Origin of the sequence: Paenibacillus sp. HGH0039 (assembly GCF_000411255.1) — a bacterium.
In the GTDB taxonomy this organism is placed as follows: Bacteria; Bacillota; Bacilli; order Paenibacillales; family NBRC-103111; genus Paenibacillus_F.
Genome location: NZ_KE150413.1, coordinates 182,819 through 205,288, shown reverse-complemented (window position 1 = coordinate 205,288; position 22,470 = coordinate 182,819). Strand labels below are relative to the sequence as shown.

Here is a 22,470-nt window from a genome sequence, read left to right as displayed (position 1 = left end):
TACCTTGTCCCATCCCTTAAGTTGTAAAGCTATATTAGACAACAAAAAAGCAGTAACTGGGTTACCAATTACCGCATAGCGATGCCAAACAATTGGTGTACTATATTATCACAATTATTTTATTTTCAACGATGGTTCTAAAATTCGAATAATTTCTCATCATATTATTACCGTATGCACTTACAGCCTTATTGCCATTTATCATACTCTCATAATTTTCTTTAAATTCTTTTTTTATCGATTCGTCTAAACTAGCATAGTATCTTTTAGTGGCTTCTTCGGCTAACTTACGTGAACCATACGTTAAGATAAAACTAATATCAACCACATAACCATTCGGAGGATAAAATCCTCTCACAGCAACTTGTTTAACAAAGTTATCCAGATCATTCATACAGCATTCTACAATCGGTATTAATACACTATCTAACCAAGTAGTGAATTCTTTAACGGTACGTTCCCAATTTTCCTCATTTGCGATATTCCAATATAATTGACCACTCGGAACATTGCATTGACGGGTATTAATATGAAATATTTTGTCTTTCGATTTTAATGGGATAATTGCACATTCACCATAAAATGCTACATTTGTATCAGATATATTATTCCAACTTGTATAAAAAAACAACTTGTGCATGAAATTCTTATCTTTTTTCGTCATCCAATGACCTGACTTAGAATATTTCCATCCACTGGCCGTATACTTTTCAGATATTAAACTGCATACGTTATCAAACGCTTCGTTTGCTTTCATATTTACACCTCAGTCTAAATAGTCTGCATTCATTAAAAAGGGGCAATTATGATAATATACGACCATAATCAATCTGTTCGATGCAACGAAATAGCGTTATTTAACGCTCCACCAAACAGTAGCCCCTTCAAAAACTTCTTACCTGTTCGCTGAAGACTAGGTGGAAACAAAGAAAAAACAGGTCAATCATAGTAGCAACTCACCATAACCGACCTGTATATTTTTAATGAAGAGATTACTGGTAAGAATTTATTACACGTATTCGTTCAGAGATTATTGCCGACGCATGAGCAACCCTCTCCGAACCTAATTTTCGAGATAAATGCTTTACGAAATCATGAATACCTCGATTCTCAAGCGTGACTGTTATAGACTTTTTGTTCGATCTGATAACAATGGCTCCACCGTAAAGCGTAGTGCTCTCAACTCTAGTAATATCGGCAAAACGTATTGTTTTCTTTCCATACCATTTGTACGTACGAATTGCCTCTTCATTTATAACCATCTTAGAGATCGCCGCTCCAATCGAACAAAATCCAAGAATCAGCGCAATCATTCCACATGCGGCAACTGCTTCTTCTTTTATCACTGGGTCAAAAAGTAATACAACTGTAACGGCAACAAAGACTAGAGCAAATAGAAAGACTCCCCATTTGATAAACCAGTGAGGGGAAATCACCATCTCCCCATTTCGATTTATTTTGGCCGGTTTTAGGCAGGATGCCCACATTCTTATTTTCATCTTATGTGAAAGCTTCTGAACCAAATTGTGTTCCAATATGATTTCTCCATTTCAAAATTTGTTGATTAGTTGATGATAATGCCAAACATACCCTGCTGGTCGATTTGTTGGAGAAGCTAACTTCATTGTTCTCCTTCTAGGCTTGCATCTCTTTTTACGTAGGGACTACAGTACTTGGTTTTATCCAAGCAACTATTCCTCCTCACTTGATTTTGGACATAGCGAAGACGGCCACCCAAAGGTAACCGTCAACATGAAGTTTATTATACCATCTTTAAAATCTCTTCTCTAACAGCATCATCGAATATGGCTCCCTCTACAATAGCGCCTTTCCAAGAAACATCGTTAAGTTTTACATTTGTACAATTTGCCCCTGTAAAATTCCCGTTACAAAGTATGGCTCCTGTTAAGTTCCCACCTGTGAAATTAGCATAACTAGCATCTACCTCAGATAAATTCGCACTTATAAAATCTGATTCTTCAAAATCGCCATTTACAAGATTAGCCCCTCTCAGATCTGATTCATCAAAATAGGCTTTTGAGGCACTTATTCCATGTAAATTGGCTTGACGGAAAGTGGCTTTTATCAAGGTTGATCCTGACAAATTACCATTACACAGTTCAACTTCATCAAAACATGTCTCTATGCATGTACTTATTTTTATTTCAGCATCTTTCATTTGTGCATTACGTAGAGTTGCTTCGCTCAAGACACAATCAGCAATATCGGCACCCTCAAAATTACAGCTATCAAAATTAGCTGAAAGAAATTCACAGTCCCGAAAGGACGTTCTAATAAGAGACGAAGCTCTTAAATTTGCACCGTTAGCAAATATACGATTTGCTATGACCCCCGTTAAATCTGAAAACGAAAGATTCATACCACTCACTTCCAAGCCATCGATAAGTTCATTATTGTATCGGGATTTATTTAGTATTCCCAATATTTTCGATCTTTCATCATTTTGATTATTCATTTCCCACACCACCATTCAAACACATTTATCCTTCCAAATACTTCTTCCATGCGGAACTGGGACTAAATGATACTCCCATGTGATCTTCATCAAAACTGGGCAAAGCAAGGACATGAGCTGATTGTAAATAATTCATTACATTCAACCACTTATCTAGAAGAACCTCTTTTTCTGCCTCCCAAGGTTTATCCATAATATCAATACGGACTCCTCCCCAGCTAAGTTCAGTTACAATTCCAGGAGATTTTTTCAAAAAATCTCTTCCAAATAAATCTAATATGTGACCTCCAAAATAGGTTCGTATTCCTACACCCAGCGGCCCGTTAGGAAGAAATTTTACCGGCACAGGCTGTGAGCATAAATTCATCCACATATGCTGACGCTCCCTCTCAGAATTCCAGGGATATGTTGGAGGCCAAAAAATATGAGTCACTCCCCATCGAGGTTTAACATTTTCGGCAATTTGATCGGATAGTTCAAAGAAAACTGGCCACAATTTTTGAGGCATAGACTTATTAAACTCAAAATCCAAGTAAGAACGTGGATTTGTCAGCAAACTAAAACTCCCAGAATACTTGACGGATTTATCCCTATGAAGATTAATTTCAGATACCCTACGTTCCATGATCGCTTTTTCAATGATTTCATCACGATTATATTCTACACGTATCGTCTCACTATTCCCCCATTGAGTGGGGGTAAACTTGGCATTATTTTCAAATACACTTAGTAAATTACCAAGAACCTGTTCATCGCATATAGATACTGTTGGATACATACTTATGGAAAATAAATTTGGGTCTTTCCAGCTTATCATTTATAATTGCCTCCTTTTTCATCCATAAATCTCAAGCCATAATTAACTATGACTATAGTTTATAGAGTTTTCCAACGTCCACCATTAGGTAAATCCTTATTGTATTCCCATACATGCGTTATTTTTCCTGTTTTAAGATCGGTATAAAATACATCGCTATCTTTTCCTAATGGATTTCCAAATTTGCAATGCTCATGAATTTCTGAAGCTGCACAGCGTTCATCCTTTCCCACCCCCTCATTGGGTGGTTAATATATGGGCCATTCACTAAGGGGCTAGTATTGTTAGCTCCGCTTGTTACCTTATCAACTTCACCCGTTGACAACTGATGGAAATCGCTTGGTAAATGCCGTTATTATATACTGAGCATAGCTAGCCAGTGTTTCTGTCTCAGTGAATTTGTCTATCGGCAAGCGTCTTTCGTGAAGTCTCTGGAATCGGGCGGTAAACGCCTTGTAATCCTCGCTCTTGACTATCCCCTGAATCTACAGCGTCAAGTCTTTCTTGTTAACCTGTTTCTTTACGCTACCAATGAACTCATAACGTCTTCTCCGATAGGAGCAAGTACGGGTGAACATGCAGATAGTTCGGCAGATAGTACGTAACCTGAGACGTTACCTCACCTATTCTAGGTCAACTGATCGTCACCAGATTGTTCATTCACTGTAACCATCGCGGCAAGTAGCCAGATTGTTGTGGACAATTTGCAGATAAGTCCCCTGACAATATTAATGGTCGGGCTATCCTAGCTTTTTGTTGCGATGTTCTTGACACTGTATCTATCGGGGCGGCGTATGTTACAGTTGCGTAGCACTTTGAAAAATCCTGTGAGAAAACCGACATAACAAAAAACAGGTCAATCATGGTGGCATCTGACCATAATCGACCTGTTCGATGTAACGGAATAGTAATATTTAGGGTATAAAATTAATCTTTATACGGGTATAGCATGGGCTGTATGCGTTATTGGTTGGATCTTTAATTCATTCGGCAATGGGCACCGGCTATTTCAGTATTAATGCAAAATGTGTAGTTTTCGCTTTTTAATTGTAACAAGAAATATTAACTTTATTCATCATCGTACAAACTATCAATAAATTCTTGGATATTTTTCGCCAAGAAATGCATGTTATCCATAGCATCATCATACTCTTCATCATGTATCCAGAAAAAAATCTGATCATGAAACTCTTCTCTTATACCTAAACAAACTTGATTACCCCCAGAATCTCTCGCTATGGGAATAAATCCAATTTCTAGTATTTCTTCAAAAAATCCAATTTTCTTTTCAAGATTATTTTTCATATTACCAATACCGTAAAAAACATTTAATGCACTTTCACCCTCATCAGATGAAATTTTAAAAACATTCGGTTCTACACGCCCCCCATTATACTCCAACAAAAAATCTTTATATAACTTAGGTAATTCAATCTCATTAGTTTTCTCAAAGTTCTCTACTTGCTCTAATGATACCGTTTCATGGATTTTTACAATTTCAGCCATTCTTATTACTCCTCACTTTTTTTATTTTTACCATTGACATTAGATTGTCCACCTCTATGTTTAAACTCATCATGAATATCAGAATCCACTAGAACCATAGTCTCTCCATCTTCGTGGTGATGCCAAGTATATCCTTCAGGAGGTTCGTTTTTGCTTGGTACTGGTGGATCAGAATCTTTAGTTAAACCTGCTTCTAAGTTCGCATTTTCAAAATCTTTTTTATTATTTTTCGGAGATGCTACTTTTATCTTTACTGGCTCTATAGTAGGGTGATAAAATGGCGAGAAATCAGGATATCCATTAGGATAACTGACTGATATCCCCTCTTTATTAGTATAAGTCCACGTTCCATTCTCATCAATTGAAATAGTCCCGCCTTTATCATACCATTTTTTAGGGACAGGTGAATTCTTCGGCTTTGTTTCCATTACTTGCTTGGTAAAATCCGACAATTCTAAACGTTTACCGTTACCCGCTCCCCCGGTTCCCCCGCCGCCAACCGTACGAGTCACAGCCTTAGAAGAACTTTGTAAGACGTTCGCACTGTTTGTAACGGATTTCCCAAAATGATTGCCTATTTGATTGGCAGGCAACGGTGGACCATCAAAAGCCAATTCATAACCGAACCTTGGCATCTGGACGCTATTCTGAATTTTCCGACCCAGCTCTTTGCCCATTTGGCCTAAATCGGCAATGTCCTTGGTTAATCTGTTGACGGATTTATTAAGTGCTCCGGTTACAGAACCCGCTATACTTTGAGCAAATTGCTGGGTTTCCTTCATGTAGCCCTTGCCCAAACTCGTACCCCAATCATTTAAATTCCCTACAAATTTTCCAAAACCTTCTCCTATTTTGCCAAACCCGTCCGCTATCCACTTAGGGGCTATTTTAGTGGCTCCCTGTGAGATATATTCGCCTATCGTCTTCTGGGCTATCTTGGCATCCAGCAGACCTGCCGTTCCAAACCCGACCCCTGCAGTGAACAGCACTTGTCCCCAACTGAATCCCGGATCGCCGTCGGTAAGTTGACTGACGATACTTTCGGCGGCGCCTGAGACGCCCCCTACAACCATCTTGCCCAGTATCGGGGCGCCTGCGCCCAACGGTCCGAATACGGCCCCGGATACGGCTCCGATAACGGATTCTCGGAAAGCATCCGCCGCATAATCTCCAAAGTCACTGACTTCCCCGCGCGAAATATCCGAGATGGCCTTAGCCGCTACCGCCGCTGTTCCGGCCGCCACCGCTCCGGCAGCCACGGCGGCAATGACAACGGTACCTGCCCCTAATGTCGCTACTGTTACGGCCGCTACAACAGCTACGACCGCTACAATGGCTAGGGCGCCGACAACATTTCCAAGCAGCTTCCCCCAACTGAATTTCTTCTCCGGCGGCGGAGGTGGCGGCGGTGGCGGCGTCCCCTTCTGCGGCTCATCGTTGTACGGCGGGTACGCAGTCTGGTCCCTTCCCTCCGCAAGTACGTTCTCGCTGAGGAAGTGGTACTCGCCTTCAATGGCAAACCCGCTCTGCGCCGCCAGCTTCTTCGCCATCAACTGGCTCGTCGCCTTGATCACGATCCGTTTGGGCGTGTACAGCGAGATGTCCTCTCCGGCATTTAGCGTCAGCTTCTTGTGGCTCGTAATGGTGACGCCGCTCGCATCGTCGAAGCTCAGCTTCAGCGGCTCTTTGCTGCCGCCCGCCACGTTGACGGCCGTCGGCGTCAGCTCGACTTCGCTTCCGTGCTCCGTGCCGAAATACCGGTTGCTCGGATTGCCCGTCTTGGCGCAGCTGTCTCCGTTCTTGCGCACGCAGTCGAGCACCTTCGCATTGCTGCAGCTGTCGTCGGGCAAGTACAGGCTCGCATCGGTGCCGGCCTTCGGCATGCAGTACATCGCATTGCCTGTCGGCGGCGCAAAAGCGAACCAATGCGCCGAGGCTTTCGGCTGCTCCTTGTCGATCGTCAGGTGAAGCTTGACGAGCTCCCCTTTCACGTCGAGCACCTTGCCCTCCAGCGAGATACCGGTCAGTTTGTCGTTATGCAGGCTCGGCTGGTACATGCCTTCCAGACGTGAAAGGCGGTACGTGTATTTCAACTGTCCCGCTTCCATCCGACCGGATGCCTCACTGACCCGCATCGGCTTGTCCTTGAATCGAAGCTCTTCCCCGATGGCATAGCGGCTGCCGCTTTCGAACTCATAGCCGAAAAAATCCGTATCGTGCAGCCCCGCTTCGCTGCCGCCCGCTTTCTGATACGCCAGCAAATCCTTAAAAGCTTTGTAGGATGTATCGGAAGGCAGCGTACGGCTTTTAAGCTTCGGGATGCCGAAACTGAATTTGGGTTGAACGCTCCAAATATCGCTGATGAGCACCGTGTGAAAACGGCTCGCCAGCCGCTTAAGCAGCTCCCAGTCCGTCTCATCGTACTGGATAACCGGAGCGCCGATAGGCACGCCCGCGCCCGCTTCGCAAATGACATCGTGGCCGGGATAATCCGCCAGGATGGCGGCAATCAGAGCGGGATAATCCATATCCGCCTGCTGAAAAGAACGCCGTTTCCTGCGGACATCCAGCAGATAGCTGCCGGCCATCGCCTCGATTTCGAGGGTGTACACACCATGGGTAAACACGGCCTGAACGTCCGTGATTAAACCTTTGAAGATAGGCTCTTCCCCATCTTCGCCGTTTTCAACTACTTGTATTTCATCCTTCAAGGAAGCTTCGAGTACCGCGCCGACATGATCCGCATCATCCACGATGCCGCGCAGTTTCATCCGCCCATGTTCGCCCGGCTTCCAGGTAATCTCCACATGATCAATCCGCTTCATCCGGTAGGGAGATGTTACTCTGATTTGGTCGTACCCTATCATACTCCGTCAGCCTCCGATCGGATTAATTGTCATGCTGTCCGTCGTTTAAGAATTTAATGACCCCCTGCAACTCGCAGTGCAGCTCGGAATCTGTCGTTAAGGCCGGTTTGCCGGCCACCTTTGTAGTTTCTTTGGAATGGGTCCATTTGGCCAATATAGACGGCAGACACGGTTTCCCGGAAATGGTCTCCCCGCTCTCGCTGATCAAATAAATCGTTTCCCCGCTCTGATTGAGCGGACTTATACAAATACCGAAATGGGAAATATTATCCGGCTTATAGTCCTCTTCATTCATCATAGGTTTCTCGTTCACGTAAGAGCCGTGGCTGTTAGGCAGATTGATGTGCCTTTTATGGGATCCGCACTGGCATTGAATGTACGCTCCCCTGACCACATACCGGGGTCCTGTCATGACGTGCCACCTCCTCGGTCAAATGATTTATAACCGTTCTATCTGTTGCTTTTGCTTGGCTAAGGCTTCTACAGCCGCCCCGGCCCGTTCCCTGCCGAGCTTCTCGCTCAGCTTGTCCACAAATTCCGCGGACCCCACGCTCATTAGGGGAACCTTGACGGCTTGGCTCGTCCCCTGCAAAATAAATCGGCCGCCGAAAAAACGGGAGTAGCCGACTTTCTCAATATCCGAAAAGGAGATCGTTTTACTTGCGAACCAGCTATGAGAACGTACTTCATGATCGGTCACGATCGTTTTAGACAACAGCAGGAAAATAGCAAGGAATCCGAGAATGAACGCACACGCCCCGATAATCGCGATGAACTGCCCGCTTTCTTCCGCATCCATCTCCATAGACGGCATCAGAAGCAGAGCACTTACCGCACATAAAAAACCAAGGCTCACCAGCCAGCGAAACATTCCCAATCCGACCAGTTTCAGGTCTCCTGCAGAGTTTCTTTTCGCGGGTCCAAACATGAGATTGAGCATTTTTTCTGTCATTTTTCTTACAATTGAGATGTACATGGTCCCAAATAGCCCCGCTTTCTATGAATAATTTCTGGTTATCCCAAGTTTCCCGTATCCTCTTCAACCGCCGCGCGTTCCAGCCGGATTCCGGCGAAATCTCTTCGCAGCAGGCTTTCGGCAACATCCAGACGGACGATGATCAACGGCTTGGCGCTTTCTTTGATCTTGAAAATTTTGCGTCCCGCTAGCTTGCTTCTCTGAAGGACCAGCTTTTTGACCACGGTTCCGTCACGGTTGAGCTCGCTGGAGGGGCTCAATACCTCCGCCTCTTCAAAGAGAGGCAGATAGTAATTGCTCTGCTTCCGCTGGACTCTGTCCATCAGGGGAATGAGCTTGACCGGCAGATCCGGCTCATAGGCGGCCGCGATTCGTTTCAGCCGGTCGGAGATCAGATACAGCTGCCCGTCCAGCACATCCGGGTACTCCGTTTCCAGGGTCGACTTCACCTGCATCACAACCGTGTCGGCAATCCGGTGCGCCCTATCCGGACGAATATCCCGGAGATCGATCCGGCTTCTCACATCAAGAAGAACCGGCGCGTCCGTGCAGCGTTCGTCCTGCTTCAGCACAAAGTAATCCATCATCCGCTGAGCGCCTCCCCACTTGCGCCGTTTTGTGGTCCCAGCGAACCGTGCAGAAGCTGGCACTCATCCCGGTATTCTCCGGCAAGCAAGGCGATTTCCGGAACCTTATTCATCTGTTGATAGCTCTTGCAAGCAAGAAGTTGCGGCACCATATTCCTCATAAATTCCACGGTCAGCAGATGATATTTCACGGCTTCAATCTGCATGATGCGGTCCAGATCTGCGGAAGTGATACGCCTTGCATAAGATTTCTTCGTCTCCTCCAGCTCTTCCATGCGCCGGAATAACGGAGCAAATATAAAATCCGCCCTCCACTCCGACCGGCAATCCGCCGTATCCATCAACCAGTTCTCATCGTAAGCTTCAATCCGGTAACAAGGGTTGTTCTCCATTACGCTTGTCCGCATAAGGGAAAAGTAGATGTAGCGGATAGTTCCCTTACATCCTTTGGCTTGAAGTGCGGCGGCTTGTCCGCAAACCGCCTCGAAAGCGGCAAGAAACTCCTCTTCTATACGCTGCCGTTGTTCTTGGTAGGCGGCATCAACCGTCATCAGATCATCCTGCCACTTGCCGAATATATGTTTCTCCAGGAAGTCCCCCAGCGCCGCCTCTTTATCCATCCGTCTGCTCATTCGATGTTGACCTTGGCGCCGCTGATTTTGACTTCATCCATAATACTCAGGCTTGCATCGGCCTGCTTCAGGTCAATGCCTTCTTCCCCTTGAATGAGCACCTTGCCGCCCCCGGTAATCTCGATGTCTTCCATCGCCGATATGGATATTTTTTTGTGGCTGTTGATCTCGATTCCGCCGTCGTCGGTTAGCCGCATCAAGAGGCTGCCGCTGCCGATAATCTCAACGGATCCGGGTTTGAATACAATTTGCTTACCGTATTTGGTGCTGATGCTCTTAACGGAGGGATCGCTGCGCTTCTGGGGGTCGGAGGAATCGGTATCCACGGAACTGGCGGCATAGGCGTTCTTCTCCTGCTCGTCCGGGAAATACAGACGGACCTCGTCCCCGACCTCGGGCATGCAGTACCAGCCGCTGCCGTCGGGAGACGAATAGACCGTCGAGTACGGGAACCACAAGGCTTCGTCGGAAGATGATTTCCCGTCGATATGAAGCTTGACCTTCACCTTGTCTTTGGATACGTCCTTGATCGATCCGAACAGTGAGGTGCCGGCCAGCTTATAGGCATACAAGGTCGGGCAGCTGAAGCCCTGCTTGTCTCTTAATTCATACCGGTTGGTCAGCGTGCCGCCTTCCATCCGCGTGCCGGCCCGGTATACATACAGCTTCCTCCGCTGAAACGTAACCGGACTGCCCAGCTCCAAAATCATGCTGCTGCTGACCTCGTAGCTGATGCTGTTCTGTTCGTCGATGCCGGAGACGCCGTTTTCCGACTTCCGCTTGAAGTCCTTCAAATTTTTGCGGATGCTGTAGTTGTAGGCGTCGAGCTTATGGGGCTCTCCCAGGTCCGGCACGCCGACATAGCATTTCATGCCCTTCTGCGAACAGAGCGGAATCAAAGGCAGATGCAGACGGGAAGCCAGTCTCCTGGCGAATTCCCAGTCCGTTTCCTTGTATTGGACGACCAGTCCGCCAATGCTTGTTCCTCCGGCAGCTTCCACGACAACGTCCGAATTCGGATAAGAACCCGCGATGCGATCTAACAACCCGCGATAGGTCAGCTGCTTATTTTGAAAAGAACGGGTGACCTTCCGGATGTCCATCAGCAGTGTCGAGCTCTGGGCTTCGATGGTTAGAGTGCGGACATTGTGTACAGCCTTTACAGCCATGTTCGTTACGATTCCTTGGAAAATGACCGTCGTACGCTCTCCGTCGCGCACCGAAACGGCAATCTGTTCATTCTCATCGGCCTGCTCTACGTACCGGTCCAGCATCTCTTCCGGAACGATCCCGCTGATCGTCAGCTTGGCATGTTCATTGACTGCTTTGTCCATATGGAGGTCCATAATCTTCTCGAATTTGTACGGCGCAACGGAAATGTCGGCAAATGAAAACACCGTTTGGCTCATGCTGGCTCCGCCCCTTCCTCCACTTGAACGACCCGGACGGCCCGCACGATCTGAAAAGCTACGTCCCTCCAAGCCTCATACTCGTCGTATTTGCAGCTGAAAGTTCCCATAAGGGTCTTGCCTCCCAGCTCCAGAAAAAACATCAGATTATAGAGAAAAGCATCCAGCGCCGGACTCTTGAACTCGAAATAGCCGACCTGTTTTCCGTGGATTTCCTCGACACCGTCCGTAAAAAACACGTTGGAGGGATTCACTTTTTTCAGGATCGTTTTCATTCCCTGAGTCAATTCTTCGACCCATCCCTCTTCCAGGTCTTGATCGATCCGGTTAAGCGTAATATTGATGCTGCCGTCCTCATTGGTTTTGATCGTTTCCGGCCGCTGGGAATGAGGATATTTGATGGCACTTAATGCTTCGGGCATGTCTGTGAAATCTTTCGGGATAAAGACCAGAAGCTTGTCATCGTAAAAAGCCTGCTGCTCAAACTCGTAATAACGTTGTCCGATCCGCACAGGCCCTTCGCCAATGGTGTTTGCTTTCTGGGATTCTTCCATCTTGTTCAGCATCGCAATAATCTTCTCGTCCGAAAACGCCACGGCACTTCCCGCCCTTTCTTCTTTCTGGATTAATCCACGATCATCCGTTGAGGCGCCCCGAATCTTCCCCCGGGTACCGGCCGGCTTCCGTTCCCCGCTTCCTCCAGAATGCGGGACAAATGGGCGTGGATCTGTTCATTGGTATAAGGCTTGTATTCCCTGCCCAGCCGTACCGCCAAGTAATGAAGAATCGCTTCCCGGTCAACGGACTGCATACTCAAGCACTGCATGGCGAAGGCGAAATCCTGGGTGCCGGCTGCCCGGCTTTTCAACATCTCCGCCGCAAAATGCCGCGTGATCTCTGGATGGAGCGTACTCTGCCGGAAGCCCGCATATTGTGCACGAATCCGATTAAGCGTGTTGTACTCGGTCGCCAAGTCCGCGAAATTGCGGTAGTCCGAGCGCAGCCTCGCTCCTTCCTTCAGCTTGAACCGCGCCAGTTCCAGTTCCCCGGGAGAGACGGATACCTGCTCGTCCAGCAAGGGCTCGGCCCGGCAGACGGTAAAATCGCCCTCGGTTTCGGCCGGATAGAACCGGATTTTCACTACGGTTTCACGCCCCGTGGCCGCGTAGGGAAGCTCAACTTCACGGGTCAGCGTGTAGATAAGCCCTCCGTGCTTAACAATTCCGGGTCCGATGCACAGACTGTCTTCGCCGACCCGGATTTCGGTCCCGGCTACGATACCGTCTGAATAATCCCTGAGAAACAAATCCGTCAGCTCGTGAGGGAAATCCCTCAAATTTTCGAGCATCTCTGTTTTCAAAATCCGCCCTTTGGCGAAATTCGGATAGGTACGGGTAAACATAAACACCCCCCTTTCGTCCGCGTTTCTTACTTCAAGCCGTCGAAGAAATCAATTTCCGACAAATCATTTTCAAAGGCAAAAAATCGTTTGGTGCCCACATACAGCTGTTCCTGGCGGCGCGCTACCGGCACGACGTGGAACCCCCAATTTTGGCCCCCTCCGAAGACGAAAAATTTCACTTCTTCATTGACGATGGAATCGGTCTCGTCCTGAGGTATGTTGCGGCCGTAAGTCTCCGCGATGTCTTCGTAGAGCACGGATTGGAAGCTGTCAGGCCGGCTCGGATAGCTGTATTTCTGCCGGAGCTTCCCGTTCATATCTTTGAGGCAGAACTCGATCTCTGCGGCTCCCCAAGGTCTCGAAATCGAGCCTTGCGCGGTATTGACGCGATCCAGTGTGCTGATCAGCACCTTTTCGCTGCGGCTGTGGGTATAAGCCGTGACCGCGTAAGGGATAACGGCGGCCTGATGCGTCACGTGAGTCTGGATGATTCCGGCCTTCTTGTCCCCCAGATAACGGATAGCGCCTCTCAGACAAGCCAGCTTCAAATCCGGCACCCGATCGGTTTCGCCTGCCTTTTGCGTAAATTGAATGGTTCTGCCGGGGACAAATTCTTTCAGCGCTTCCCGGAAAACATCGATCCGGCAGGACTGACCCGTCAGCTTGATGATGGAGTAAGTCTGCAGCTCGCCGCTCTGGTAGAAATCTTCCAGAAATTTGCGTACAATTTCATAAATATCCGCTTTGATCAAATGGTTAATTTCCTGAATGGTGAACACCACATCGGGGAATTCATACCGGTCCTTGAACCTTCCCTGCTCACGCACGGACAAATACCACCGGTCCACTCCCGTGATTTTGAGGTCATGCTCGCGGACATCTCCGCTGCCAGAGTGAAACCGGTTCCTCAAGATGCCGGTTTTGCGGAAAAACTCCGTCTTCATGTTCTCCGCCATTTCCCACAGGAAATGAAAATTGTTACGAACCCGGTTATAGTCCTCCCGGGTATGGCTGCCATACTCCCGGAAACGGGTAGGAAGCAGCAGTTCCGCTTCCCTGTACCGTTCTTCCAGCCGTTCGTATACCGACGCCACCCCAACCTCATCGACATGCCGGAAAACATCTCCGCTCGGAATCCCGATAAGACTGTCGATGTCCGTCACTGTTTCTCCACAGCTGTAATACTCGGCGAACACGATTTTCATGTACTGCATGATGCGGTAAGTCAGGTTATTGCCCCCGAAGTTGGTGTCGCCGTTCTCATACGTAGTCTGGACGTCAAGCCTGTAAGACATATGGCCGTCCTCGATACGGAACCGGCAGGAAGACAGGTCCGTCGTGCCCCCGCCGCAATCGATAACGAGAGCTTTGTAAGTTTCTCCGTCTTCAAAACGGTTCTGCCGGAAGCCGTCCGCAATCGTGTTATAAAGGACAGCCATCCCTTCATCCAGCGAATCTTCCGTTTCCAGTCGGTATTCCGGCAAAATATCCGTATACATGTCTAGGAACTGGGCTTTGAGCTTGACCGGGCTGGACATGTGCAGATTCCGGAAGCGGCATTTGAACTGATGCTCGGCGGTCTCGATAATATACGCGAGGTAGGCGCGGATAATATCGCTTCTGCGCACATGCGTGCTGTTGCCGCTCGCATCGCTTACTTCCTCGGATCTCGCGTAATCGTTCACCCACCGTTTGATCCCGTGAAATACGGTCGCCTGCGTGCCGGATCCGAGTTTCTTCCGGTATAGAAGGGCTTCGTGTCCGAACTGGTACCGGGGATTCAAAGGATCGGAACAATCCGCCACGCGGACGACCGTCGGCAGAAGCTCGATCCATTGACCGTCCGGGGCGGCCGGATCGGGGAACGCCGCGTAGTTAATCGCATCGAGCCGGACCGTTCCGTTCAAGAGGTCCTGGCTGCAGGGCGTTCGAACATAGGCGCCGTCGAGATAAGCCCCCGCCGTCGTATTGGAGGTGCCGAAGTCTATGGCCAATACGGCCTCGGTCAGCTCCGGCTCCCGGATTTCCAGATCGGCTGCCGGCAGGCGGCAGTAATGCAGATTAACCGGGGGAAGGGGCTTGTTCTGGTGGTAGATCCGGTACAAATAATCGGAGTCGTGCCGGCTGAAGAAGAGTAAGCTGTAGTTGCGGTTGGCCGAGCGCTTCAGATAGGCGTCCCGGTTCCTCGTCAGACAGAATGTGCCCGGCTTCGATACACTTTGGACCACATTCAGTATGCCGCACAGCTCCATCTGCTCATTTACAAGGAGGGCGTTCGTTCCCGAGAAAGCGGCAGCCCCCTCCAGCCTGCAGCCGTCCCGCTCATCGAGACGAAATCCCTCGTAGAGCGTGATTCTGGCCGGGACTTTGGTGCCCCTCTCTCCTAGAGGCGTACGCAAATAGCGCCGGATCGCCGTTTGCAGCCGTTCTTCGCCGCCCGGAACCGGGCTTCCGATCAACAGGCATTCTTCCGTCCCCCTGTATTTGAGGATGGTGGCAATGAAGCCTTCACGGTCCAGCGTATTGGCGAACCCTTCAATCAGTTTCTCTTTACTGCAAATGGTCCGGAGCTGATACGTCGTCATTTCCGTCAGCTCCTCACGGCTGTAGCGTACGGCGCCCGGATCGGCCATTCTATCCTCCGGATGTTGATACAGCCTGTATGAGTATCCCTTCATCGTTGTCCTCCTTCACGGCTGGTCAATACATCGCAATGCGGTCCAGCCGCATAGTCTCTTCTACGCCCAATATGCCGAAATGCCGGTTCCAATACAGCTCGGTATGAAAACGGACGGGGAGCAGCAGATCCAGCAGCAAGCTGATCTTGGCCCGGCCGGACTCGCTCTCCTCCTGGTTGATATAGAAGAGAAGTTCATTCTTTTCCTCGCAATTTGCATAAATAGTAGACCCGGGAAACAAAAGGCGGGCTGTCCGCTTCAAGGTAAAGAGCGCATCCCCGGTCTGAACCGTCTGCAGAACGCTTGCCGCCACAATATCCTGCTCCTCCTTGCCGCACCTCTGGAAGTTACGCCGCACCTTGTCCCCGAAAATTCCGGCTTCTATGTCACGGCGGACAAACCGGATGTAAAATTCCCTTTTGTTCATTCCCTGGAGCAGATCGATCTCACCCAGAAAATGAATGAGAATATCGAACAAGGCACGTCTGAATTCCGGGTACTCCGTGTAATTAATATCAAGCATCCCCCGGAACATCTCGTCAAAACGATAGAACGGATTAATTTCAACCTGTTTCTCGACGTGACTTGCGTTCATATGTTCCAAGCTCAGCTCCATATACGGGGAGTACACGGAAGCGGCGGAGAATTGAATGTCTTTCTTGTCCAGACCGCACTGCTCGGCCCGGATCAATAGATCCCATATGTAATTCAAACCCATACCCCTTCGCATGTGTATTCGGGCAGGTACATTTGAACCTCCGACACGACAAAGCTCATGAAGTCGTTTCTTATAAACTCATCCCTTCCGAACGAACGGCCGGGCCGAAAGCTCATACACAGCGCGGCCCTGCCGCTCGACGCCCGCACCTGGTCACTGATGAAAGGGTTCATTTCGTACGTAACTGCCGTTGAATCCGCTTTGTCCACGATCCGGATATCCTCCAGCGTCAAATATTCGGAAGCTTCAAGGGAATGCACAATCCGTGCCACTTCCCCTTTGGAGCGCACAATCGTGGCCTGCTTTCGTGCATACTTGCCGACAAAACTGCTGGCGCAGCGGTTCGAGACAAGCGCGTATTGAAGTCTCCCGATCTGGATATCTACCGGCTGCACAACCTTCAGCACGTTCCAGACTCCCGCTTTCTCTTGCGGCGAAACGATCGTCAGCTCTTCCCCGGATCGTTTGATGTACCGGATATCGTCCGTGTGCCCATCCACCAGATACCCATGCTCCATCCCCGTTTTTCTCAGTGACAGAACATGTTCGAAATTAACCTTGTCCGAAGCGGGAACCGGAAACCCGCTGTTCTTGATCTCAAGCCGTTCCATATTCCAAAGCGGAATCCGGTCCGTCCGCTTGTACGCTTCGAACTCTTCCAGATTCACTGAAATTTCCGTAACGGTTTCGTCTTCCCCGGGTATTGCGGCGCATTCCGTCAGGACGACGTCGATAAATTTATAGGCAAAAGGATGGTTGATTGTCCGCCATGGAATACCATTTTTCAGGAATATCTGATACAGATTCTCGATCTCTTTGATGTACTTCTCGCAAGGCCGAAGCGCTACTTTAATCGGATAAGTTCCCGAAAGCGTCTTGAGATGTCCGTCGAACAGCCTACCGCTCTTCGTCAGATCCCGGATACGCACGGAATCACATTCCAGGAACAGAGAGATCAGCCGTGCTTCTCTGCCGTCCCTCAGCCCTTCGATAACGTGAAGCATATCAATCAAAGTATTCTCCACATCCTCCGGGCACATGGGATACAAAAATTCATGGAGAGGGTCCCATTCATCCCGCGAACATAAGCTGGCGTAAATATCAAACCGGCCTTCCCAATCTTCAATCTCGTCAAATACCCGCTTTTCCAGCTGCCGGTTCATTTGCTCCTGATAGTCCACCAGATTCAGAAAAAGCCCCGTCATCAACTGCTTGAGCATACGGCGCTGCTCCAAATCCTCCATTTTGTTCAGCCGGTCCAAAATAATATCCTTCATGCGGGAGAATTCCCTCCTTCGCCCTTAGCGGGCCGAGACTGCTCTTCTCCGCCGGCCGGTGACCCGGATGCTCCCGCCGAAGAAGGAGAAGATTGTCCTCCTCCTGCGGAGGGTGGTGTCTGCGGCTGAGCCGGCTGATTCGGTCCGGATGGATGATCCCCTGATCCTTGACCCGGAATAGCTTGTCCTCCTTGAGCCGCAGGAGCTGCGGGCGGTGCCGCCGGGACAGGATTTTGCTTTTCCTCGGCTTTGGTAATCTTCCTCTCCATCCCAAGCACCCGTTCCAGCATCTTGATTTCCTGATAAATCTCCTGGGCCGAGGCAAAAGCCGTGATCGCCCCGGCGTAGTCTTGGGCGGCCATGCTGCGGTCTCCCTTCTTGTCCAGCTTGTCCGCTTCAAGAAGCTTCGTCTCTTTCTCGAGACCGGCGATCTTTTCCTGAGTCTCATCCAGCTTTCCCTTAATGAGCTTGTCCCCGTCCGGAAACGAAGCTTCCGCGGATGCCTGCTTCGCTTTCTGGTAAATCTCAAGAGCGCCTATGTAATCGAGAGCGGTAAACTTCTGGTCCCCTTCTTTGACCGTATTCATGACAGCCGAATAAGCCTGGACACGCCCTATGCGCTCTTCCAGATGCTGAGGGTTAAAATCAGCCTGATTTTTGATCTCGGACTGGGCTTTAGTAAAACTCGCCGAGGCTTTATCGTAATCCCCTTCCTTAAGGAAGGTGTCCCCGTCCACGATATACTGGGCCGCACGCTGTTTTTTGGTAAAGAGCACGGTGTGCACCTTATCTTTGATCTTCTGGGAATCGCTGCGCGCTTCGCTGTATTCCTTGAGCGCCTTGGCGTAATCCCCCTCAGCCGCATAGTCGTCCCCACTCTTGCCGTGCTCCAGCATGCCCTGGGCCGCTTCCGCTTTACGCGCGGCTTCTTTGGCCGCGTACACATAAGCTCCGCCTCCGACCAGCAGCAGAGGAATGAGAATCAACGCGATCCGTTTGGCCCACTTCCGCTTTTTTCCCTTCACTTCTTTGTAGACTTTATTGGCATAAACAGCCGCCGCCGTATAGTTCGGAACCATCCGCTTTTGCCTGCTCAGAAGAACTTCTTCCAGCAGATCCGTAAGCTCCGCAGGCCCTTTCGCTTCCTCGACGGCGTCCACCATCTCGGCGGATGCGACGTTTTCCCACATGCCCGGAGTGCTCATCAAGAGCACATCCCCGTCTTCCAGCATGAATTTCGGAGAGACGTACGGTTCGAACACATCCGGTTTGCCTGCATAATTCAGCAGGTTATGCCTTTCTTCATGCCGGTCCACGGCTTCAAGCGGAATACGTTCTTCATCCGCCCAGGATTGGGCCAGGCTCTGGTCGCGGCTCCGTTCCACGAGCCTGCCTCCCCGGATCACATATAATCGCGCGTTGCCCGCAACGGCCCACACGATTCTTGTGTAGTCCGTCACGACGATCAGCACGCTCGCCTTAAGGCGGACCCGGCGGCTTTCCTCATTCAGCCATTCGCTGGCTTCCTGCATGTAGCGTTTAAGCCGGGTGGCCGACAAAGCGGGCTTATTCAAAAAGCGGGACAAAATACTGCGGACAACCATTTCCGCACTGTTTACCTCGCTGTCCGAATCAAGACCGTCCGCCAGCACCCAGCAAGCCATATCTTCAAGCTCGACAAAGGCGAAGTAGTCCCTGTTCTGCACAAAGGTCCCCGCTTCGGTAACGAAACCGGTCTTGAAATCGCTGTTTTCTTTTCTCATTCGTCCCCCCGCTCCCTTTGGTCAAAACCGGTTTCCTTCATCCGGCACTGTCAGCCCTTCTCCAGAATGATGACCGTCGCATTATCCTGCTTATGAAGCCCCTTGGCTTCAATCGCATCGATCATGCCCTGTGCGGATTCCTCCGGCGAGCTGCTGCCTGTCAAGATTTGCTCCATTTCAACCTCTGTTAACGTGTTATACACCCCGTCGCTGCAAAAAATGATTTTGTCCCCTGTCTTTAGCCGGAACGGCGTCTCACTGATTTCCATGTTCTGAAACTGCTCATACCCGAGGTAGTTAACCAACTGTCTTCTCTTGGGATTGGCGGCCATTTCATCCTTTGTAATTTCACCCGACAAATATTTCTGCTCCAGTACGTTCTCATACGTATGTTTAGGATTAACAGGAAGAAACTCCCCCTGCCGATAAATCAGAATCACGCTGTCACCTACAGCCCCCCAATACAGGTTATCCCCGTTGATGATTCCCGCCACAAGAGTCGTACCGCCCTGAGCCCCTCTCAGCTGTTCGACTATCTCGGCATTCACCCTTCGAGCCGTTTCGCTTAAAAAATGAGGGATATGCCGCACATGCTCCACATTCAAGAAATTCTTCAAGAACGCGGACACCGCAAGTGTACTGCACATTCTGCCGTTCGCCAGTCCGCTGATTCCATCTGCCAGTACGGCCAAAGTTCCGATGGTCGTTGTGGTGCTGGCGAAATAATCATCCTGCTCGTTCCTGGCTCCGATGGTCTGTCCGTTCCCTATCCGTACCGCGGGCACATCGGGCTTCCGCTTGTACAGCCGGCTCCGTACATACAGCATCAGCAAAATGAGGAGAATGGCAGCTCCGACAATCAGATACGGTGTTCCATTTGATCCCGCCGGCATTAGCCGATCCCCGCAGCGGCCGTATTATTCCACTCGAAATGCGCCCCGCACAGCGGAATGAAAACAAATTTGCTCCGTCCGAGCTGGAGCAGATCGTAAGCGGTTAATTCCACCGGCGTATAGACCGCCTCGTTATTGTGGTACGCCAATCCCGATGCGTCTCCGGGCAGCAGATAAAAATTCCGCTTCTTCGGGTCATAGACAATGACCGCGTGGTTCCGTCTGGAAATCGCGTTGTCTCCGATAATCCGGATGTGCATTTCTTCCGAGCGGCCAATAAAATTTTTCTCAGCCATGATGCGGTAATCTTGTCCCATTTGCGGCCCTTCGATGCAAACCAGCCATCCCGCAACCGGCTCAATGCCGGTCGTCTCCCCCAGAAACGGCATCGTCTTATCGTCTTCCTGCACTCTCTGCGGCCTTGATTCTTCGGCTCGTGAAGCCGGCGGCTCGACCACAACGCTGCAGTAAGGGCACGTATTGCCATGTTTTCTGGTGCTGAACATGTGTCCATTGGCGCATCTTGTCAAACTCATCCTGTTCATTCCTCCGTTTGTCCTATCGGATCGGCTGTCAGCTTCTTCTCCGCTTGCTCCTTATTTGACCAAAAGCCTCGTATTGGCTATGTACACAATATCTCCGACATCCAGCTTGTGAGGCTCCTCGACTTCTTGCTTGTCTCTGGGACCCCTGCCGCTTTTCTGGATGCCCACACCGCTTTCGGAATCGATGTCCTCAATAAACCACTCTCTGCCGCTGCGGTTTAACACGGCATGTTCGCTATGGATCAGCGATGCGTATTCGGCATCGGCCAGATCTATATCAACCTCGTTTTGACCGGAGCTTTTGCCGATCAGCAAGGATGTTTCCCCCTGGATATACCACTCCTTCACGCTTTCCCCGTCCTCATTAAGCAGAACAAGCTTCGCGATCGCCTCCCGTTCCGGCCTTTCTACCGGCATACGGTAGTATACGAACCCCAGAACGGACAGCCCTATCGCCATTAGAAGACTGACGAACATTTTCAGCGTATTGTCGGTATTAATAAAATAGACATAAATCAAGACGGCTGCCGCCAGCCCTGCAATAAGAACGTCTAGTAGAGTAATCCATCCGGATTTTCTGCCTTTCACGCCGGTTTCCCCCATGTCCTTCGCTTTATTGCGTAACAACATCCGCGCCATCGGGAACGCAAAAAAGTTCCCTTCCTGACGGCAAGATGTCTCCGACACATCCCGTACACCGTAGAAGTGGAACCTACTGCTTCATTGGCACCCGCCAGCTTCTTCACCAGAGGGGTATCCCGCAAGCCGACTTTGCTTACGCGTTGTTACCGAAGCAGACTACTTCTTCTTCGCATCGAAGAACCGGTTAAAGAGGTCTGTCGTATCCATCGGATTTTTCTGAGATGGTTTGGCTTCCCCGCCTCCGGCTTTGCCGGCAAAACCGAAAAAGCGCTCAAAATTCTTTCTTACGTCGCTTGGATCAAATTCAGCCTGCTGTGCTCCGGCACGGCTGCCTGCCGCTTTTTCTTGCGAGCCCTTGCCGCCGCTCCCTCGCCGATCCCGCCCGTCGAGCTTATGATCGTAAGCGTTTCGCGACGCTTCAGCTTCCAGCGTCTGGTACGCTTCATAGATCTGCTTAAACTTGCGCTCCGCATCCGGATTGCCTGGATTAAGATCCGGATGATGCTTCTTGGCCAGCAGCCTGTACGCCTTCTTGATCTCCGCTTGCGGAGCGTTCCTTGCCACGCCAAGCACCTGGTAATAATCCATTCTGACCTCGTCCCTGCACATATGAGATAAACCTCTGCCAAGGTCTTCCGAAAATAAAGGACCGCGGTGTAGAGGTAGTTTATTCGCCAATCAGGATCGCTTTCCGATGCATACATGGTACATGCCGGAAAATTCCGGAACAGAATTCAAGAGGCATAACGCCTCTTAAATTCTGCTCCGATGAACGGCCGGAATTTATACGGAGTAGCCGCCTTCGACTTTCGCGAATTCGGTTTTGTCCTTTTTCTGCTTAATAAACAGGCTGAAACTTCCAACGCCTTCGGTGTCTCCGAAATTCTCGGTGTAGTCCACTACGAAAGCATTCGGGAAATAAATCTTACGGACAACTTGGTCAGCCGCAATGACTTCAAGCGTCACTTTTCTGTAGCAGTCCGCTTTCTCGGCCGGAACCAGCGACCACAGACCCAGCTTCAGCGTGTCATCCGCGCTGTCGCCGTCCGTAGCCGTAATAATTTTGCCCGAAATTCGGAGCGTTGCCCCTACATCGGTCGATCTTGCATTGGAATCGTTTGGCGTGTCGGTATCGTAAGTTACCGTTTGAATGTTATCCATGCCCAATTCGAATGTTTCTGCGCCTTCTACTTTAAGTCTGAAACCCATTTGTATTACCTCCTTGAAATTGGTTGATAAGGTTCCCGCAGGCAAGGATTGCTTACGGGATTTATGTATAAAG

The 22,470-nt window shown here is 49.7% G+C and carries 23 protein-coding genes; all 23 read right to left on the bottom strand.

What is annotated here, in order from left to right; all coding sequences use genetic code 11:
- Positions 1 to 100: 100 nt before the first annotated feature.
- Positions 101 to 757: a hypothetical protein gene (locus HMPREF1207_RS15225; protein WP_009675715.1), complete on the bottom strand. Its 657-nt coding sequence runs from the start codon at positions 755 to 757 to the stop codon at positions 101 to 103.
- A 235-nt stretch (positions 758 to 992) separates the two neighbouring features.
- Positions 993 to 1,535 carry a DUF6560 family protein gene (locus tag HMPREF1207_RS15220; protein WP_016423792.1) on the bottom strand — a complete coding sequence of 181 codons (543 nt, stop codon included), beginning with the start codon at positions 1,533 to 1,535 and terminating at the stop codon, positions 993 to 995.
- Positions 1,536 to 1,762: 227 nt separating this feature from the next.
- Positions 1,763 to 2,476, bottom strand: coding sequence for a pentapeptide repeat-containing protein (locus tag HMPREF1207_RS15215; protein ID WP_016423791.1), 714 nt, complete (start codon positions 2,474 to 2,476; stop codon positions 1,763 to 1,765).
- A gap of 25 nt (positions 2,477 to 2,501) precedes the next feature.
- A complete protein-coding gene (locus tag HMPREF1207_RS15210) occupies positions 2,502 to 3,293 on the bottom strand; it encodes a hypothetical protein (RefSeq protein ID WP_009675666.1) in 792 nt (263 codons plus the stop codon).
- A 59-nt stretch (positions 3,294 to 3,352) separates the two neighbouring features.
- The gene (locus tag HMPREF1207_RS28830; RefSeq protein WP_231392095.1) at positions 3,353 to 3,526 is read right to left on the bottom strand and encodes a hypothetical protein; all 174 of its coding nucleotides are present in this window, start codon (positions 3,524 to 3,526) and stop codon (positions 3,353 to 3,355) included.
- 835 nt (positions 3,527 to 4,361) lie between these two features.
- Positions 4,362 to 4,799, bottom strand: coding sequence for an SMI1/KNR4 family protein (locus tag HMPREF1207_RS15205; protein WP_009675699.1), 438 nt, complete (start codon positions 4,797 to 4,799; stop codon positions 4,362 to 4,364).
- Positions 4,800 to 4,804: 5 nt separating this feature from the next.
- The gene (locus HMPREF1207_RS15200) at positions 4,805 to 7,570 is read right to left on the bottom strand and encodes an HNH endonuclease (protein ID WP_231392093.1); all 2,766 of its coding nucleotides are present in this window, start codon (positions 7,568 to 7,570) and stop codon (positions 4,805 to 4,807) included.
- A gap of 118 nt (positions 7,571 to 7,688) precedes the next feature.
- Complete coding sequence (locus HMPREF1207_RS15195) at positions 7,689 to 8,078, bottom strand: DUF4280 domain-containing protein (RefSeq protein WP_009675709.1); 390 nt, start codon at positions 8,076 to 8,078, stop codon at positions 7,689 to 7,691.
- 27 nt (positions 8,079 to 8,105) lie between these two features.
- On the bottom strand, positions 8,106 to 8,537 hold the full coding sequence (locus HMPREF1207_RS15190) for a hypothetical protein (RefSeq protein WP_231392092.1): 432 nt from the start codon (positions 8,535 to 8,537) through the stop codon (positions 8,106 to 8,108).
- Between the two features lie 143 nt (positions 8,538 to 8,680).
- Positions 8,681 to 9,229, bottom strand: a complete 549-nt coding sequence (locus HMPREF1207_RS15185) for a hypothetical protein (RefSeq protein ID WP_009675676.1) — start codon at positions 9,227 to 9,229, stop codon at positions 8,681 to 8,683.
- Positions 9,226 to 9,861, bottom strand: coding sequence for a hypothetical protein (locus tag HMPREF1207_RS15180; RefSeq protein WP_016423790.1), 636 nt, complete (start codon positions 9,859 to 9,861; stop codon positions 9,226 to 9,228). The genes HMPREF1207_RS15185 and HMPREF1207_RS15180 overlap by 4 nt, the downstream gene beginning before the upstream one ends.
- Positions 9,858 to 11,270 (bottom strand): contractile injection system protein, VgrG/Pvc8 family, encoded by a 1,413-nt coding sequence (locus HMPREF1207_RS15175; protein ID WP_009675672.1) that lies wholly within the window; start codon positions 11,268 to 11,270, stop codon positions 9,858 to 9,860. Before HMPREF1207_RS15175 ends, HMPREF1207_RS15180 begins: the two co-directional genes overlap by 4 nt.
- The gene (locus tag HMPREF1207_RS15170) at positions 11,267 to 11,866 is read right to left on the bottom strand and encodes a hypothetical protein (RefSeq protein WP_009675754.1); all 600 of its coding nucleotides are present in this window, start codon (positions 11,864 to 11,866) and stop codon (positions 11,267 to 11,269) included. Before HMPREF1207_RS15170 ends, HMPREF1207_RS15175 begins: the two co-directional genes overlap by 4 nt.
- A gap of 29 nt (positions 11,867 to 11,895) precedes the next feature.
- Complete coding sequence (locus HMPREF1207_RS15165; protein WP_009675762.1) at positions 11,896 to 12,672, bottom strand: hypothetical protein; 777 nt, start codon at positions 12,670 to 12,672, stop codon at positions 11,896 to 11,898.
- Between the two features lie 26 nt (positions 12,673 to 12,698).
- Positions 12,699 to 15,350: a molecular chaperone gene (locus HMPREF1207_RS15160; protein ID WP_009675728.1), complete on the bottom strand. Its 2,652-nt coding sequence runs from the start codon at positions 15,348 to 15,350 to the stop codon at positions 12,699 to 12,701.
- A 22-nt stretch (positions 15,351 to 15,372) separates the two neighbouring features.
- Complete coding sequence (locus tag HMPREF1207_RS15155; protein WP_170318700.1) at positions 15,373 to 16,068, bottom strand: iron-dependent peroxidase; 696 nt, start codon at positions 16,066 to 16,068, stop codon at positions 15,373 to 15,375.
- A complete protein-coding gene (locus HMPREF1207_RS15150; RefSeq protein WP_009675674.1) occupies positions 16,059 to 17,345 on the bottom strand; it encodes a hypothetical protein in 1,287 nt (428 codons plus the stop codon). Before HMPREF1207_RS15150 ends, HMPREF1207_RS15155 begins: the two co-directional genes overlap by 10 nt.
- The gene (locus tag HMPREF1207_RS15145; protein WP_009675681.1) at positions 17,342 to 19,108 is read right to left on the bottom strand and encodes a serine/threonine protein phosphatase; all 1,767 of its coding nucleotides are present in this window, start codon (positions 19,106 to 19,108) and stop codon (positions 17,342 to 17,344) included. The genes HMPREF1207_RS15150 and HMPREF1207_RS15145 overlap by 4 nt, the downstream gene beginning before the upstream one ends.
- Before the next feature lie 50 nt (positions 19,109 to 19,158).
- Complete coding sequence (locus HMPREF1207_RS15140; RefSeq protein ID WP_009675710.1) at positions 19,159 to 20,001, bottom strand: PP2C family protein-serine/threonine phosphatase; 843 nt, start codon at positions 19,999 to 20,001, stop codon at positions 19,159 to 19,161.
- Positions 20,001 to 20,537 (bottom strand): FHA domain-containing protein, encoded by a 537-nt coding sequence (locus HMPREF1207_RS15135; protein WP_009675759.1) that lies wholly within the window; start codon positions 20,535 to 20,537, stop codon positions 20,001 to 20,003. Before HMPREF1207_RS15135 ends, HMPREF1207_RS15140 begins: the two co-directional genes overlap by 1 nt.
- 60 nt (positions 20,538 to 20,597) lie before the next feature.
- Entirely contained in the window at positions 20,598 to 21,176 is a 579-nt protein-coding gene (locus tag HMPREF1207_RS15130) for an FHA domain-containing protein (protein WP_009675753.1), read from the bottom strand.
- A gap of 168 nt (positions 21,177 to 21,344) precedes the next feature.
- A complete protein-coding gene (locus tag HMPREF1207_RS30585) occupies positions 21,345 to 21,776 on the bottom strand; it encodes a DnaJ domain-containing protein (protein WP_009675685.1) in 432 nt (143 codons plus the stop codon).
- A 195-nt stretch (positions 21,777 to 21,971) separates the two neighbouring features.
- Positions 21,972 to 22,397, bottom strand: a complete 426-nt coding sequence (locus HMPREF1207_RS15120; RefSeq protein WP_009675650.1) for a hypothetical protein — start codon at positions 22,395 to 22,397, stop codon at positions 21,972 to 21,974.
- Positions 22,398 to 22,470: the final 73 nt, after the last annotated feature.